14 protein-coding genes, 1 tRNA gene and 1 pseudogene are annotated in these 16649 nt (G+C 48.5%); 3 read left to right on the plus strand and 13 right to left on the minus strand.

What is annotated here, in order from left to right; all coding sequences use genetic code 11:
* Positions 1 to 617: 617 nt before the first annotated feature.
* Positions 618 to 1025: a HepT-like ribonuclease domain-containing protein gene (locus AC1EK3_RS03215; RefSeq protein ID WP_421790133.1), complete on the minus strand. Its 408-nt coding sequence runs from the start codon at positions 1023 to 1025 to the stop codon at positions 618 to 620.
* 74 nt (positions 1026 to 1099) lie between these two features.
* Complete coding sequence (locus tag AC1EK3_RS03220) at positions 1100 to 1426, minus strand: nucleotidyltransferase family protein (protein ID WP_480033645.1); 327 nt, start codon at positions 1424 to 1426, stop codon at positions 1100 to 1102.
* Here AC1EK3_RS03220 and AC1EK3_RS03225 point away from each other — a divergent pair.
* Positions 1341 to 1649, plus strand: a complete 309-nt coding sequence (locus AC1EK3_RS03225) for a hypothetical protein (RefSeq protein WP_480033653.1) — start codon at positions 1341 to 1343, stop codon at positions 1647 to 1649. The two genes, AC1EK3_RS03220 and AC1EK3_RS03225, sit on opposite strands and share 86 nt — an antisense overlap.
* A 522-nt stretch (positions 1650 to 2171) precedes the next feature.
* Here the strand turns inward: AC1EK3_RS03225 and AC1EK3_RS03230 are convergent.
* The 10 genes and pseudogenes from AC1EK3_RS03230 to AC1EK3_RS03275 all read right to left on the minus strand — a co-directional run bounded on the left by AC1EK3_RS03230 (position 2172) and on the right by AC1EK3_RS03275 (position 12889).
* A tRNA-Arg gene (locus AC1EK3_RS03230) sits at positions 2172 to 2244 on the minus strand.
* A gap of 763 nt (positions 2245 to 3007) precedes the next feature.
* On the minus strand, positions 3008 to 4003 hold the full coding sequence (locus tag AC1EK3_RS03235; protein WP_480033748.1) for an energy-coupling factor transporter transmembrane component T family protein: 996 nt from the start codon (positions 4001 to 4003) through the stop codon (positions 3008 to 3010).
* A pseudogene (locus tag AC1EK3_RS03240) lies at positions 4004 to 5944 on the minus strand (ABC transporter ATP-binding protein); the annotation flags it as partial.
* Positions 5945 to 6023: 79 nt separating this feature from the next.
* On the minus strand, positions 6024 to 6635 hold the full coding sequence (locus AC1EK3_RS03245; protein ID WP_480033552.1) for an ECF transporter S component: 612 nt from the start codon (positions 6633 to 6635) through the stop codon (positions 6024 to 6026).
* A gap of 533 nt (positions 6636 to 7168) precedes the next feature.
* Entirely contained in the window at positions 7169 to 7942 is a 774-nt protein-coding gene (locus tag AC1EK3_RS03250; protein ID WP_480033644.1) for a DUF4191 domain-containing protein, read from the minus strand.
* Positions 7943 to 8144: 202 nt separating this feature from the next.
* Positions 8145 to 8783: a DUF3043 domain-containing protein gene (locus AC1EK3_RS03255; protein WP_480033551.1), complete on the minus strand. Its 639-nt coding sequence runs from the start codon at positions 8781 to 8783 to the stop codon at positions 8145 to 8147.
* A gap of 210 nt (positions 8784 to 8993) precedes the next feature.
* Positions 8994 to 10361, minus strand: coding sequence for a M20/M25/M40 family metallo-hydrolase (locus tag AC1EK3_RS03260; RefSeq protein WP_480033550.1), 1368 nt, complete (start codon positions 10359 to 10361; stop codon positions 8994 to 8996).
* 294 nt (positions 10362 to 10655) lie between these two features.
* The gene (locus AC1EK3_RS03265) at positions 10656 to 11204 is read right to left on the minus strand and encodes a low molecular weight protein-tyrosine-phosphatase (RefSeq protein WP_004119207.1); all 549 of its coding nucleotides are present in this window, start codon (positions 11202 to 11204) and stop codon (positions 10656 to 10658) included.
* A gap of 61 nt (positions 11205 to 11265) precedes the next feature.
* Positions 11266 to 11925, minus strand: coding sequence for a dihydrofolate reductase (locus tag AC1EK3_RS03270; protein WP_480033549.1), 660 nt, complete (start codon positions 11923 to 11925; stop codon positions 11266 to 11268).
* 91 nt (positions 11926 to 12016) lie between these two features.
* Positions 12017 to 12889: a thymidylate synthase gene (locus tag AC1EK3_RS03275; RefSeq protein ID WP_004105202.1), complete on the minus strand. Its 873-nt coding sequence runs from the start codon at positions 12887 to 12889 to the stop codon at positions 12017 to 12019.
* A 151-nt stretch (positions 12890 to 13040) separates the two neighbouring features.
* Here AC1EK3_RS03275 and AC1EK3_RS03280 point away from each other — a divergent pair, with 151 nt between their 5' ends.
* Complete coding sequence (locus AC1EK3_RS03280; RefSeq protein ID WP_004119211.1) at positions 13041 to 13460, plus strand: OsmC family protein; 420 nt, start codon at positions 13041 to 13043, stop codon at positions 13458 to 13460.
* A 197-nt stretch (positions 13461 to 13657) separates the two neighbouring features.
* The gene (locus AC1EK3_RS03285; RefSeq protein WP_480033643.1) at positions 13658 to 14923 is read left to right on the plus strand and encodes a glycosyltransferase; all 1266 of its coding nucleotides are present in this window, start codon (positions 13658 to 13660) and stop codon (positions 14921 to 14923) included.
* A 675-nt stretch (positions 14924 to 15598) separates the two neighbouring features.
* On the opposite strand, the gene AC1EK3_RS03290 is transcribed toward AC1EK3_RS03285, so the two are convergent.
* A complete protein-coding gene (locus AC1EK3_RS03290; RefSeq protein ID WP_004105206.1) occupies positions 15599 to 16624 on the minus strand; it encodes a universal stress protein in 1026 nt (341 codons plus the stop codon).
* Between the last annotated feature and the right edge of the window lie 25 nt (positions 16625 to 16649).

The following is a 16649-nucleotide window of genomic DNA, read 5'->3' on the forward strand; positions in this document are numbered from 1 at the left end:
CACTACATGTTGTTATAACGCATGCATCGCACCGCTATATGCTGTGGTGGTATGTGCTGTGCATGCTGTGTATGTTGTGTGCTGTGTGCTGTGTGTTGTGTGCGTTGTGTGCGTTGTGTGCTGTGCTGGTATATGCTCTGCTTGCTGTGTGCTGCTTGCTGTGTGCTGTGTGCTGCTATATATACTGTGTGTGTTGTGTGCTGCGCTGGCTGTGTGCTGTGCTTGCTGTGTGCTGCGTCTCTCTATATATATACTGTGTGCAATTCGTCACTATATATACTGTGCGCTTCGTCTCTATATATACTGTGTGCTTCGTCACTATATGCCATGCTGCTATATTCTTCGTCTATATATATACTGTGCAGCGCGAAAGCAGATAGTCGCGTCAGCAAGAAAATCCGGCAGAAAGTTTACGCGACTGTACAGAAAAAGTCGTTTGCGCAACTTAATCCGGCAGAAACTGTGCAGCTGTGTAAAGAAACTGCCACCTACGCGCCAAAAAGCGGCAGAAACTTTACAGCGGTGTAAAGAAAAAGTCGTTTCCGCGCCAAAAAACGACCAAAACTTTACAGCCGTGCGCAGTTTATGCCGCCTACGCACTACCACATATACGTCTTCTAGTCTATTGGCCTATTTATCCTCGTAAAATCAAGCAGAGTATCGGCATAAGAATTCTTATTTTTATCAATATATTCCGTAAGAATTTCAATAACTCGCTTAGAATCCTTCGTAACTGACAAATATAAGATTTCTAAGTCCATTCCTTCATAATTATGAACAATATAGTCGCGCATTCCAGCGATTTTCTTCCATTCAATAGAACTTGCATCAGCGCGAAATGATTCCGAAAGCTTTTTCACATGCTCGCCAGCCTGCTCAATTGCATGAGCAACTGCGTATTGTTTTTCTTCGTCTTGAGCGAATTCGTCAAATGATACATTGTCTATAAATTTTGTAGCAGCACGTAAATATCTTCGTATTGCTGCAACGTGAACCATATCGTTCGACTCGTTGGATTCACTCATTTTTTGCCTTTGCTGGTTCTGTTATGAATATTTCGATTGCGCGATTGATTTTAAGCTCGAAGTGAAGTTGCGATTCACACAATTTTGAATATTGGCTTTGTGTTAAGCGCTGTTACGAACGCTTTTCGTTGGATTTCCGCATCTTCGTCCGCTAACTGCTGCGTTACATAACTCTTGTTAACAAGGTCGATTTTTCTGCCCAAGCAATCGGCGAGTGATTGCATTAGCTCTTGTTTGCGCATAATACGTGACGTTTCGCGATCTACGTTCGACTCATTTTGCAGCTCGTATATAAAATCCACGTCTGAGTTGCGATTGGCAGTTCCTTGCGCAACAGACCCGAATAAGTATAGTGATTTTACACCGAGTCGACGGGCAATTGGAGCACAAAGTTTTTGCACGATTGATGGAGTTAGAGCGGGAGGATATCCTGGTTTTACGCTTCGTGAATTTTCTGCAGATTTAGCCGGTTCTGCAGATTTAGCTGATTTTGACGATTCTGCTGATTTAGCCGGTTCTGCAGATTCTGACAGTTTTACTGATTCAGCTGATTCCGCAAACTGCAAATCTGTTTCGCTAGTTACCATTTTCCCTCCTTACGCGCAAATATTAATTAATTCTTAATTGACAATACTTATATATAAGTCTATATGTTTGATGTGATGTTTCGCGACGAGAAGTGCGCGTGTGCAAACAGAAGGTGCGAGACGAGAGGTGCGAGACGCAAGGTGCGAGACGCACCGAAACGACTCAGCCGCGCGCAGTTTATGCCGCATCCCAGCCAGATTCCGGCAGAAACTTTACAACGGCGTAAAATAAAGGTCGTCTACGCACCAAAATCCGGCAGAAACTTTACGCGACTGTACAGAAAAAGTCGTTTGCGCAACTTAATCCGGCAGAAACTTTACAGCGGTGTAAAGAAAAAGTCGTTTCCGCGCCAAAAAACGACCAAAACTTTACAGCCGCGTAAAATAAAGGTCGTCTACGCACCAAAATCCGGCAAAAACTTTACGCGACTGTACAGAAAAAGTCGTTTGCACGCCTTAATCCGGCAGAAACTTTACAGCGGTGTAAAGAAAAAGCCGCCTACGCGCGAAAGACGGAAAGTAGAAGTAAGAGAAAGTAGGGAAAGTAGAAAATCAAAAGTGGGCTTAATGGGGTTCGAACCCACGACCTTCTGCTCCGGAGGCAGACGCTCTATCCACTGAGCTACAAGCCCGCAACTCGAGAAAGTATACACGCTAGTGAGGATGCGCGACGACCTGCTTTCGCGCTTAGAGCGTAGCGCGCGAAAGCAACTCGGAGTGCCGAGCTTGCTTAGGGTTGAAAGCACAATGTGCTTTCAACGCAAGCGAGGTCTGCCTTCGTCTCGATTGACGAAGGCAGGGCAGACTCACATGTGGGCACATTGGGAATTTGGTTGTGGTTGTGTACGCTGACGACCTGCTTGAGCGCAGCACAGCGCGCGCGAAAAAACGGCAGAAACTTTACAGCGGTGTAAAGAAACGGTCGGTTGTGCGCCAAAAAACGACAGAAACTTTACAGCGATGTAAAGGAAAAGTCGGCTACGCGCCAAAAAGCGGCAGAAACTGTGCAAAGGTGTAAAGTTTCGGTCGGCTACGCGCGATAAAACGGCAAAAACTTTACACGAGTGCGGACAGAAGGTGCGAGCAGAAGCGCGGAACCGGAAGAAACGGCAGAAACTTTACAGGCGTGCGCAGTTTATGCCGTTTGCGAGCCTGAAAGCGGCAGAAACTTTACGCAAGTGTAAAGGAAAAGTCGGATACGCGGCAAAAAACGACAAAAACTTTACACGAGTGCGGACAGAAAGTGCGAGCAGAAGCACAGAACCGGAAGAAACGGCAGAAATTTTACACGGGAGTAAAGTTTCGGTCGGATACGCAGCAAAAAACGGCAGAAAGTTTACAGGCACGCATAGTTTATGCCGCCTACGCACCAAAAACTCAACACGCGCACAGCCATCACGCACCGCCGAGGAAGGCAAAGGTGCCGAAGTAAAGCGCAGCCACAACAGCAACCGACGGCACAATCGCACACACAGCAAAAATCCACCAGTCGCGCGCACGCACACGACTCACGCGAGCGTGCGAACGCGCACCAACTCCCCCAAAACCGCGCGCTTCCATAGCAGTAGCGAGCGTCGTCGAACGTCGAATCGAAAGCACAAGCAGCGCGAACGACTGCGGGAAGAACGCCCTCACACGATGCTCATCACCCAAACCGCGCGAACGCCTCGACGCAGTTAGCGCCGCCCAATCATCCTGCAGCACGCCAAACAGCCTAATTCCAGCCAAACCGCCGTACACGAATCGATCCGGCAAATGCAGCACCTGACTGAAAGCATCTGCCAAATCCGTAGCATCAAGCCCAATCACCATCACAATCGACGGCACGCCAATCGCCAAAATCCTAAGCGAAGTCGCAACAGCCAGCATAGCCGAACGATCCGTAGCATGCATCAGCCACCACTGGAACCAAGTATTTCCGCCACTTTTGCCGTATAGCAACACAGTGAGCGCGGAAGTCGGCGCACCCACCCACACAGGCCACGAAAGGCGAATCACACGCCATGGCGGAAGCTTAATGCACGCAAAAATCACAAATTCCAACAGCAACGCGACCGAAGCAGAAACGCAATCAAGCGTAAAAAGCAGCGGAATCGAAGCCGCGAACGCTCCAAAAATGCGAAATACTGGATTAATTGACGCAAGAAGTGGCGATTTGCTTGAAAGTTTCGCTTCCTCGTCGCGATTGTTTACAGCGCTCACTTTGATACGCGAAATGTCTGTTGCGCCGGTAGTTGCGGAAAGCGCTTCGGAAGATTTTGTTTCGGAAGATTTCGCAGCAAGCGCTTCGGTAGATTTCGCTTCGGAAGATTCAACTTCAGCAGCTTCAGCAGTACTCACTTCAGTAGCACTCGCTCCAGAACCAGCAGCTTCAGCTTTCGCATCCGGCACAAGCTCAACCAAACGCGCACCCAACGCCTCAACCAGCTCACGGTCGTGCGTCACCACAATAATGCTCACACCCTCACTGCGAAGGCTTGCAATCAAGCTAATAATTTGCAACCAAGTTTTGTGATCCTGCCCAAAAGTCGGCTCGTCCAAAATCAGCACACGCGGAGCCGCAGCAAGCGACGCCGCAACAGTCAGACGACGCTTTTCACCTCCCGAAAGCGTGTATGGATTCGCGTTCGCATAGCGCGCCAAACGGAATCGCTTCAGCAACTCCTCCGCTTTCGCGCGCGCCTCATCCGCCGAAACACCCGTGCGAAGCGGTCCCAACATAACCTCATCCAACACCGAACCACACGCAAACTGATGCTCCGGATTCTGAAAAACGTACGAAATGCGCTTCGCTAAATCAGGCGACTTCCACTTCATTGGATCCGTGCCATTCGCGCCTTGAGCAAGAGCATCACTCGCCACTACCTCGCCGCTTACTGCCGGCAAAAGACCAGCCAAAGTGAGCGAAAGCGTTGATTTTCCAGCACCATTCGCGCCGACCAAAGCCGTAATCTGCCCTGCTTTAAACTCAAGATTGATGTGACGCGCAATCGGCTCGCTTCTATGGCTGATTGCGAGGTCCTTCGTGGAAAGTAGCACTTCTCCGTAGCCTTCTGCTGGATTGCAGTTTTCGTAATATTTTTCAGAAGATTCTGCATTTGCGGAAGAATTACTTGCGGAAGATTTACTTGCGGAAGAATTTTCAGGAGATTCCGCGTTTTCAGAAGATTTTACGTTTTTCTTGTAGCGTTCCGGAAGCCAAATACCCAGATCCTCAAAGTCCAAATCAGTGCGATTAAACACATCGTCTGGCGTGCCGTCCGCCACAATCACTGTGCGCGAAGAAGCCGCGCGCGCAATATCGTCGTCGTGAACAGTTTCGTTGTGAACAGTTTCATCGCGAGAAGTTTCGTCACGAGAAGTTTCGTTGTTCTCAGCTTTTCCGTTCGCAGCTTCATCATTCTCAAGCCCAAGCACAACCACGCGGTCAATCATGTCAATCCACGGCTCCGCGTGATGCTCCACAAGCACCATCGTGGCATGCGTCGAATCCAAAACCGCGCGCACAGCGCCAACAATCTGCTGCGTGCCATCCGGATCCAAATTCGCAGTCGGCTCGTCCAAAAGCAGCACACTCGGCCGCATAGCGAGCGCGCCAGCAAGCGCCAAACGCTGCATCTGACCGCCACTTAAATGCGAAGTTGAGCGATGCAATTGCAAGCCATCCAACCCAACTTCTTTAAGACTTTTGCGCACGCGATCCCAAATCTCACCGCGCGGAACGTTCATATTTTCCGGACCAAACGCAACGTTATCCCCCAAACGCTGGAAAATCGCCTGTGCATCCGGATCTTGCAAAACCAAACCAACTCGACCGCGCGCACGTCGAACCGGCACGCCGTCAACCAAAACGCAACCCTCGCTCACGCCACCATCGGCATCTTCGACGAGAGTGGTTTGCTGGGATTTTGCGCTATTTTCTACGCTATTTTTCGCGCTACTGTTTCTCGCGATATCTTCGCTACCTTTTGCGCTACTTTTCGCCACAAAATCATTGCCAATAAGACCTGCCGTGCCGCTTAAAATCGTGGATTTACCGATGCCTGATGCACCAAGCAGCAACACGCGCTGCCCCGCCTTAATCGTGAGGTCCAACCCGCGCACAGCAAAAGCGCGACGGGAAGCATGACGATAACCCCAATTCTCAAAACGAAGTTCAGCGTTACTTGCGTTAGAAGCGTTATTACTAGCTCTACTTGCGTCACTTGCGTCACTAGCGTCACTAGCATCACTAGTTTTATTAGCATCACTAGCGTTGCTGATACTCTTGCGATCACTTAAATCTGTTGGAAGGAAAGTTTCAGATTCTTGCGATTGAGTAGCATCAGGCATAGTAAATCCTTTATGGCAATGATAGATTTTAATTTTTAATATATTTAATTTTTAATTTCGCTATTTAGCAAATTTGCAACTAAGCACGAGCTACGCGACCAGATGCAAAACGATCCAACGCGCCAGTTGAGCAAATTGCCTTATACAAATACCACATCAACAAGCCCGAAATAATCGCACCAGAGATGAGTCCAGAAATTGTGCTGATAATCATGTAATTGCTAAAGATTGACGCACCTTCACCCCAAAGAATGTAGGAAATCACAGTGCCACCAAATGCCGTGAACGCACCATCAAGAGTAGCAACCCAAACATTCCAAACGCGATATAGGAAGAAGAGGAAAATAATCTCACCAAAAATACCCTGAACTAAACCTGGAATCAAAACTCCAGTTGCACCCCAGCTGGTACCAATAAGAAATTCGGTAAGTGCAGCAACAAACTCGCCTAAGAACGCAGCTCCAGGCTTGCGAACAATAAGTGCAGCCAAGCAGGCAGGGAAATAGAACAAACCATAGTACAAGCAATTCAAACCAGGAACTGCAGCAAATGGAATATCGAGGAAATGATGAGTAAAATAGCCAAGCCAGAAAATCACACCGGAAGCAACGCCAATAACTACCGTAACAGTAATATCAGCGACGGTCCAGCGCCAATTAATCTTAGCTTTCTCTTTTAATTCTTCTGACATAAATGTGCCTTTCTTGTTACGTGTTGCAATGCGTTACATTGTGCGCAATGCAATACCTTGCGTTACAACGAAACCTTGCAACAACCTCTCCAGGCACGGGAAAAACAGACCTCCGTGCGCCGGTATTACCCGGATTCACGTTCAAGCGGTTTTCTCTCAGCTCTGAATGTTCACGCTTGCATAAGCGAGCACACAGAGCACCCGTGTCGATTGACGATTGTACGGCAGCGCGTCGACGCACGCAGCAACGAGACTAATTGTTTACGCACGACAGTTCCTTTACAGCGGTGTACAGTTTATGCCGCCTACGTGCGCAATCCCGGCAGAAACTTTACGCGCGTGTAAAATAAAGGTCGCCTACGCGCTAAAAAACGGCAGAAACTGTGCAACGGTGTAAAGTCTATGCCGCTTTCCAGCCAAATTCCGACCAAAACTTTACAGCCATGTACAGAAAATGTCGAAATCTCATCAAAAAGCGACAGTTCCTTCACATTTACGTAAAGTAACTGTCGCCAATCCGTCGCAAGAATAATTTACTTACCGCGCATTGCACGACGGCTGATGCGCTGCGGACGCGTTGGATCGATTCCCTTCGGAATGCCAAATCCACTCTTGCTTTGCAACGTGCGCAAACGCTCATTCAAAATCGCAAGCTCCGTCTTAGTAAGGAAGAATCGGCGGTTCGGATGAATCTTATCGAACAACGCAAACTTGTGCTTCACAGGCTGTAGCGTCTTCGAGCGCAACACCTTTCCGCGCAATTCTTTAAGCTTCACCTGATTTTCGCCATTGCCAACAGCAATACGGTATACAGGTATATTAGATCCGGCAGTAACGCTTTTAATAGCATGCTCCTGTCGATCCATAGCATGCATTAAACGCTCGTAATTACCCTCACCAACGAGGAAAATTCCGTTAAAACCAGTGCCGCGCCAAAGCGCATCCTTCGTACGCGCATCCACCCACACAGGCTGCTGCGGAAAAGTAAAACCGCCCTTATTAATCGCAGAAATAATGCCGGCAGCCGCACCCGGGCGACCTTCCAACTTTGCGTAACCAACTTTATCTGCGCGCTTCGTAAGCACAACAGTAAACAGCAGCAAACCAAGCATCGCCGCTGTAATAAGCATTATAATCCACATCAAAATGGACCAACGAGATACAATTCCAAGAATTACAGCAACCAAAATCGGCGCAGCAAACGCGCAAGACAACCACAAAGGCAACTGCTTATCGTCAGAATGCGTGTACTTATAAATACGTATAATCTGCGAGAACATGCCCTGCTTTTTCTTAGGCTGCTTCATGCCTTGCGTCGCGCCCTGAGATGCGCCTTGCGATTTGCTTTGTGCTTTATCTTGTGCCATGCGTTTACCCCATGATATTCGCGTTATTTTGAGTATCCCAAATAATAATAGTAGCTTGTGCAAAAATAATAATAGTAGCTTGTGCAAATATTAATAAATTTGCACTTACTTTTGCACTTATTTTTGCACTTACTTCAGCCAGTTACTTCGGCCAGTTACCACGCTTTGCGCTACTCGGCTTAGGCAAACGCCAGCGACGAAGCTGCATAGCGCGGCTGAATGCATACATGCCGGAACGCGATTTGCGCGACACAGCCACATCACCAAAACGACGAATCAGCTCCTTGCGCAACTTACGCCACATAACAAACATGTCAATTACAGATGCAAACAAATATGCGTACAAGAACACTGCAAAAACAAAATAAACAATCACAAAATTAGATAGCGCAAACAAGCAAATCATAATCAGCACTGCAACTGGTATGAAAAACTCGCCAATATTAATTCGAGCATCCACGTAATCGCGAATATACACGCGCCACGGAAGCTGCTCAATCTTTGGCATATGCGCCAAATCGCCAGTGCGCATTGCGTTGTATTGCAAATTCTCGGATTCGCGAAGACGAGCGCGCGCGCGTTTTGCACTTTCCTTGCGATCTGCTGGTACTAGCGGGCGAAGCTTTTGCGCTTGAGCAGCGTTGCGCTTAGGAGTCGGCGCGTTTTTTTCGCGAGATTTCGTCGCTACAGACGATTCTGTATCCGCTACTTTCTTTTGCAACGAAGGAGTAGACGCGTCCTCATTATTGGCAGTTTTCTTTGCAAATGGATTCCATGTCATGTTTGCAGATTACTCAACAGACTAGACGCATGCAGACGCGGCGGAAGCGGCAGAAACTTTACAGTAACGTAAAGTTTCGGTCGTAAATCGCCACAAAAACGGCAGAAACTGTGCAGCTGTGTAAAGAAAAAGCCGTTTAAGCAACAAAAAGCGGCAGAAACTTCACAGCGTTGTAAAGTTTTTGCCGCCTGCGCGCAAAATTAGCCAGAATTACTCGCCCAATCGATCCAAAAGCAGCGCTTCCGTCACAATATTTCCGCGCAAACCAGAAAGCGAAATCGACTCGTTCGGGCTGTGCGCATTGGACTTAGGATCTTCCGGACCCGTCACCAGCACCTGCGCCTTCGGGAAGATGCGCTGAAGCTCCGGAATAAACGGAATCGAACCACCCTCGCCCTTATTTACCGGCTCCACGCCGAAAGCATCGCGCATAGAAGCGAGCGCATCCTTCGTTGCAACAGCATCCGGATCCATTGCCCAACCCATGCCGTTATCAATCGGCTCTGCAGTAACTTCTGCACCAAAAGGCGCGTGAGATACCAAGAAGTCGCACAAAGCTTTTTGCGCTTCTTCCGGACGCTGCGAAGGCGCGGTACGAAGCGAAAGACGCAACTTAGTTTCGTGCGCAATCACATTAAAACTGCCCTCAACTGGGTGCGCATCCATGCCGATTACCGTCAAGCTCGGCTTAGTCCACATGCGCGCTGCGAGAGAACCAGTGCCGGCAAGCTTATAAGAATCGACTACGGAAGCGTCGGCACGCACTTGCGCTTCGTCCAAATCGCGCTGCAAACCGCCAACTGGCTCCTCTGCTTCAATTCCAGGAACTGCCAAGTCGCCAGCCTCGTTGTAAAGCGAGGCAATAAGCATGGAAGCGAGCGTGTAAGCGTCCAAAATTGGGCCGCCGAACTGGCCGGAATGCACTTGATGGCCGAGCACTTTAACCTTTACGTCCACGTCGGTATTTCCGCGCAAACTCGTTGTGAGGCTTGGGATTTCGGCGGACCAGTTGCCGGAGTCGGCAACGATAATTACATCGGATTCGAACTCGTCTTTATGTGATTCGATGAACGGGATGAAGCTTGGCGAACCCATCTCTTCTTCACCTTCGATGAAAACTTTAATATTTACGCGCAAATCGTCGCTCAGTGCGCGCAAAGCTCCGTAGTGAATTGCAATTCCGCCGCCGTCGTCGGCTGAGCCGCGTCCGTAGAGGCGACCGTCACGCTCGGTACCTTCAAATGGGTTGGTTTCCCACTCAGATGGATCTGGAACTGGCTGCACATCGTGATGCGCGTAGAGCAAAACCGTTGGCGCGCTTGGGTTTACGATGCGCGAGCCGACCACTTCGAAAGCTCCTGGAGTGCCGTCCGGATTCGTGGACTGCTCGACGCGCGCGTCAATACCAACCTCACGCAATACCCCAGCCACGTATTGCGCGGACTTGCGCATATGCTCGCCAGCAATGCCATTAGCCGACACCGCAGCCAGTGAAATCTTCTTATTCAGCACGGAAACTACGTCATTCCAGGCGTTTTGCACGCGAGCGCGCACGTCTTCGACAGCCAAACCTGCCATAAATCCTCCCAAATAAAAGTAACAGAGCGGTAATTGATGCCTGTAAAACTATATCTACAAATTTAAACTATATTCGCAACTATGTCCGCAAATATGAGGAAACGCGAGAAAACGCGACGCAAGCTTAACTATCTACTTTGGTCAGCTTGCGAGACCGTTTCTTTACACGCACGTAAAGTTTCTGCCGCTTTTTGGTACGTAGGCGACATAAACTGCGCACGCACGTAAAGTTTCTGCCGCTTTTTGGTACGCAGGCGGCATAAACTGCGCACGGCTGTAAAGTTTCTACCGCCGTCAAGCCCTCTCAATGCGCGCAGCAACCCAATCGACGATATAAGGTGCGCATTGCTCAACCTGATCCATTGCAACCTCAAATTCGCGAGGACCTCCGTACCATGGATCTGCCAAGTCAAGCAACATCTCGCGACCAGGCTGCGGCTTAGGAAGCGACGGATCAAACGCACGGTACATGTGCACAAGTTCGCGTTTTTGCGCAGGCAACAAACGCAAAAGCGAGCGCATATGCGAAGCCGTCATAGGCAAAAACAGGTTCGTTTCCGCAATCTCATCCGCTTCAATTCGATGCGCAAAATGCGAAGCAGGAAGCCTGTATCCACGCTTAGTTAATTCCCTTTGCGCGCGGCGGTCAATCGGATTTCCATACTCTTCGTCGCTTACACCGCTGGAACGCACAGCAACGACGTCGCCCAATCCCCTCAATTGAAACTCGTTGCGCAACACAATTTCCGCCATTGGCGAGCGGCAAATATTGCCTGTGCAAACCGTCATGACGGTATATGGGTGACGCGCGTCTACCTTGATTTTGCTCGATTCTTCAGTCATATTTCCTCGTTTACTTTGCTGTCTCGTTTACTTTGCTATCTCGTTTACTTTGCTATCTCGTTTACTGAGCAGGCTCATATACCATAAACCGGTATCGTGCAGGATTGCTTTCGCTACCAACCTTCAGCGGCGCTTCCTCAAGCTCGCCTTCGCGCGCAACATGCCATTTTCCTGCATCAACTAATGCATGAATATTCGGAGCAAATGTGTCCGCTGCAACTTTCGCATCAATTTGCGTTACGTAAGCTGCGTCTGCGTGATAATTCGCAAGCATTTCGCGCAAAATCGCAGCGCCGCCAATAACCCAGATTGCTGGTCCATCTTGAGGCGAGTCTTGAGATACGTCTTGAGATACGTCTTGAGATACGCTTTCCTGACTTTCCAGCACTTCCCTATTTTCCAGCCATTCGCGCGCGTAATCCAAAGCCGCGTCAATGCTAGTAAAACTACGCGCTCCATCTGCTACAAAATCAGGATTATGCGTAACAACAATATTTTCGCGCCCAGGCAACGGACGGAACTTCGGAGGCATCGCATCCCACGTGCCTCGACCCATAATCACAGGGCAGCCGATAGTCATCGCCTTAAAATAGCGCAAATCCGGCGAAAGTCGCCACGGCATCCCTCCGTTTACACCCATCGCGCCGGGCTTGCCGCCCAAACCGAAAGCCTCGCCCCAAATCAGTCGCACAGGGAAATTATGCGACACGCTGTTTGCCATATACGCACCTCACACGCTAAAACAAGCTAAAAATTAAACTAAATCAAGCAAGATCAAGCAAAATAATTCGCAATTATCACACAGCAATCAATCACACCGCAACCGGAGCTTTAATCGTCGGATGATGCTTGTAATCAACCACCTTAAAATCGCTGTAATCGTAGTCAAAAATCGAATCCGCCTTACGAATTTCAAGCTGCGGATACGGGTACGGCTCGCGCGAAAGCTGCTCGAGCACCTGCTCAACGTGATTGTCGTAAATATGGCAATCGCCCCCCGTCCACACGAACTCGCCCGGCTCAAGTCCTGCCTGCTGAGCCATCATCATCGTCAAAAGCGAGTAAGACGCAATATTAAACGGCACGCCGAGGAACATGTCGCAAGAACGCTGGTAAAGCTGGCACGAAAGCTTGCCGTCAGCAACGTAAAATTGGAAAAGCGAGTGGCAAGGCGGCAATGCCATATGCTCAACTTCCGCAGGATTCCAAGCGCTAACAATCATGCGACGAGAATCTGGATGATTCTTCATAAGATCCAGCACGTTTGCGATTTGGTCGATTGTGCGGTTTGGATTTTCCGCGGTCGGCGCCGGCCAACTCCTCCACTGCACACCGTAAACAGGACCCAAATCGCCGTTTTCGTCCGCCCACTCGTCCCAGATGTGAACGCCATTTTCCTGCAACCAACGCACGTTACTCGAACCCTTAAGGAACCAAAGCAACTCGTATGCAAGTCCTTTGAAAAACACGGTTTTAGTGGTGATAAGCGGGAAATATTTGCTAATGTCGAAGCGGATTTGCTGGCCAAAAAGCGAGATTGTGCCAGTGCCTGTGCGATCAGATTTTAAAGTGCCTTCCGTAAGGATTTTTCGCACTAAATCCTCGTAAGGAGTTGGGATGCTGGAAAGCGGTTTTTGTGGTACGCGCGCGCGAATTGCTGCAAGTTCTTCTTCTGTTAAAGCCATGCTGCCATGTTAACAAAGCACTAATAAATTTAGAGAATTGCGCTCGTAAAACCATATATCTACCACGCAAAACGCTAGATTCTACGATTGAGCGCAAAGTTACAATCCTTACGATAACATGAACAAATACGACTACAGCAAAGGAGCAAAAATGTCTAGAAGATTATGGGTAGAGCGCAACGAGGACGGCACTTGGGAAGCACACAGCGACGACGGTGTGAGCTTGAAGTTTGGTCACGGCGAAGGCATGTTCAACCCAGTTGAATTAATGCAAATCGCTTTAGCTGGTTGCACAGCTCTTAGCAGCCAGTACGCTGCAGAACACGCTATTGGCGAGGGCGCTGGAGCGCGAGTTGTAGTAAACGGCACGTACGACGCGGAAGAAGGCACGTACTTGCGTTTTCAAGAAGACGTCACTCTTGACGCAACTTGCGCAAAACCTGCACTCAGCCAGGAAGATGCGTCCGCACTAAAAGAGCGCATGGAACGCCACATTTCCAGGGGTTGTACTGTTAAGCATACGCTCGAAAAAGGCGCTCAAGTTAGCGTAAACGTTACTGTTCGCAGCTAGAATAAGCCAAAAGTCGAGAAAAAAGTCGCGAAAAAAGTCGCGAAAAATCGCACTAAACTTGCACTAAAATAACACTAAGCTTGCACTAAAATCACACTAAAATCACACTAAAATTCACCACGTGTGGCACAATTGAGTACACAAGATATTTGCGCAATAATGACGCTACGCATGCATGTATGCAACCGGAGGAAACTTTGAAAATCGCTATTTTTACCGAAACGTATCCACCGTACATAAATGGCGTCGCAACACAGTCTTACATGCTCAAAAAGATGTATGAAGAGCTTGGTCATGAAGTGCTAGTAGTCACGGTCGGCTCCGAAAAACAGCGCAAAACCAAGCTTGTAGATGGAGTTGTTTACGTTCCGGGCATATTGCTTAAAAAGCTTTACAAATACCGCGTTGCGCTCCCGATTGGTCACATGCGAAAGCAACTTCCTCTTAAATTTAAGCCGGATGTCATTCATATTCAAAACGAATTTGGTATTGGCGAAATCGGCTTGGAAGTAGCAAAAAAAGAGCATATTCCCGTTATTTACACGCTTCACACAGAATACGATAAATTCCTGTTTTACATTGGTTTAAAGCATTTTACTGAGTTCTCTCGCAATATTTCGGCGAAATATTTTATGCGATTCTCGAAAAATGCCACAATTATTACGAGCATGTCTCCTAAAGCACAGGCATATATTGACCGTCAGAAGGTTGATAAAAAAGTGATTGTGCTGAATAATGCTGTGGAATATAAAAAGTTCCTACCAACGCCTGAGCGACTTGCATTCCGCAAAGCTTTCCGCGAAAAATATGGCGTTTCTGACTCTACTAAGCTGTTTGTTTTCGTTGGTAGAATCGGCGCTGAAAAAAATATTTCAGAATTAATTGACAACTTTATGTATTGCGATTTTCCTCGCGAAAAAGCGCGCTTATTTGTTATTGGCGGCGGTCCTGATTTGGAATCGTTGCGCAAGCGAGTGGCAGATAATGGCTTTGACGACAGAATTTGCTTGCTTGGGCCTATTGCTCACACGGAAATTCCAAAGTATTTGCACGCAATGGACTACTACACAACCGCCTCACTTTCCGAAATGCACTCACTTTCGATGCTAGAGGCAATGGCTTCCGGTCTGTTTGCGCTTGTAAAGCATGATGTGCCGAATGAGAAGCAGATTATTAGCGGTCAAAACGGGTATCAGTGGGATACTAAGGAAGATTTTAAGGCTGTTTTTAGTAAAGTTTTGAATATGAGCGAGGCTGAGCAGGCTCAGCTTAAGGCGAACGTGCTCGAGTATTCGAAGAATAACGATTTTAAGAGCCAAGCGCTTGAGCTGCTTAAGATTTACAAGCGCGCAATTGAGATGAACAAGGAAAAGCTCGCTGAAAAGAAAGCTAAGCGAGATGCCAGGCGCGCGCGTTTTATGCTGAAAAAGCGCGAGAATACTGAAGCGGAGTCGCAAGAGTAGCAAGAGTCGCAAGAGTAGCAAGAGTCGCAAGAGACGCAAGACTAGCAAGAGACGCAAGACTAGACGGCTCTCACGCTCCAAACGCTCCAAACGTGTTCGCTGATGACATGCTTGAGCGCAGCACAGCGCGTAGGCGGCAGAAACTGCACACAGCTGCACAGTTTTGGTCGGAATCCGGCTGGCAAGCGGCAGAAACTGCACACCGTTGTAAAGTTTCTGCCGTTTTTTAGCGCGTAGCCGACCTTTATTTTACACGCGCGTAAAGTTTCTGCCGTTTTTCGTTACTGGTGCAGATGAGCAACTGCATTAGTAACGCATATCGTCATTTTTTCGTTACTAGCGCAGATGAGCAACTGCGCGCGTAAAGTTTCTGCCGTTTTTTAGCGTGCAAACGACTTTTCCTTTACACCGTTGTAAAGTTTTGGTCGGAATCCGGCTGGGAAGCGGCAGAAACTGTACACAGCTGCACAGTTTTGGTCGTTTTTTAGCGCGTAGCCGACCTTTATTTTACACGCGCGTAAAGTTTCTGCCGTTTTTCGTTACTAGCGCAGACGAGCAACTGCATTAGTAACGCATATCGTCATTTTTTCGTTACTGGTGCAGATGAGCAACTGCGTACGCGACGATCTGCTCGAGCGCAGCACAGCGCGCGCGAAAGCAGGTCGTCAGTGCACATTAACGCAGCGGATCGATTGTTTGCTCAATCTCCTTAGCAGCTTCTTTACCAGCCTTCGGCACATCAACCTCATGCACTCCGGAAATATCGTCAATAGACGCTTCAGAATGCTGCTTTTGCGCTGCTGCAACCTGAGCTGCACTAAATTCCACATACTTGCGCGGCACAACGTACACAGGCCTAGAAGAATGCTGCAACAATCCCTGACTAATCGAGCCAAGCAACAGACCGGTAAAGCCACCGCGACCGCGAGAACCAACAACCACAAGATCATGATTCAAACTAGCCTGAGTCAAAGCTTCAACAGCAGAACCAGGCACAACAGTTCGATGAATTTGCAAATCCGGCAAACGCTGCAAAATTGGCTTCACACGCTCCTCAAGATCCTCCATGTACGATCCCATAACAGCGGTGTCTCCCTCAGCACCTTGCACTCTTGGCACTGCGGAAATAACATCAAGCTCAGCATGCCAGCTATCCGCCAAATCAGCCGCAATTTCAAGAGCTTTAAGCCCCCACTTTGACTCATCAGAGCCAACAGCCACACGCGTAATCGTATTATTCAAGTGAATACGCTGACCGTCATCGTCAGTATAAGGCACAACCACAATTGGGCAATACGCATAAGCTGGAAGCGAAGAACTAGTTGTGCCGAGCAAACGCTCTGCCAAGCCACCCTTACCACGATTACCAATCACAATAAGCTGATAGTTACGAGAAAGCTCCACGAAAACCGAAGAAGGATCGCCCGTAACAATTAGCGTAGTCGCGTCAACACCCTGCTCAAGAGCAACAGCCTTTGCTTTAGATAAAATTTCTTGCGCATCGTGATGAGCTGCATTATCGTCACCAATCGCAGTGTAAGTGGCATCAAAAGAAACAGCAGCATAACTTGGCAACGAATAAGCGCAAACAATTTGCAATTGCAACCCAGCATGCTTTGCGTAATTTGCAGCCCACCAAACCGCTTTATAGCTCGCGTGTGAGCCGTCAACTCCAACCAATACAGCTTTTTCTGGGATCATTGCCAACCTCCTCATACTTGCACTT

The organism is Gardnerella sp. C0026F2 (assembly GCF_056590715.1).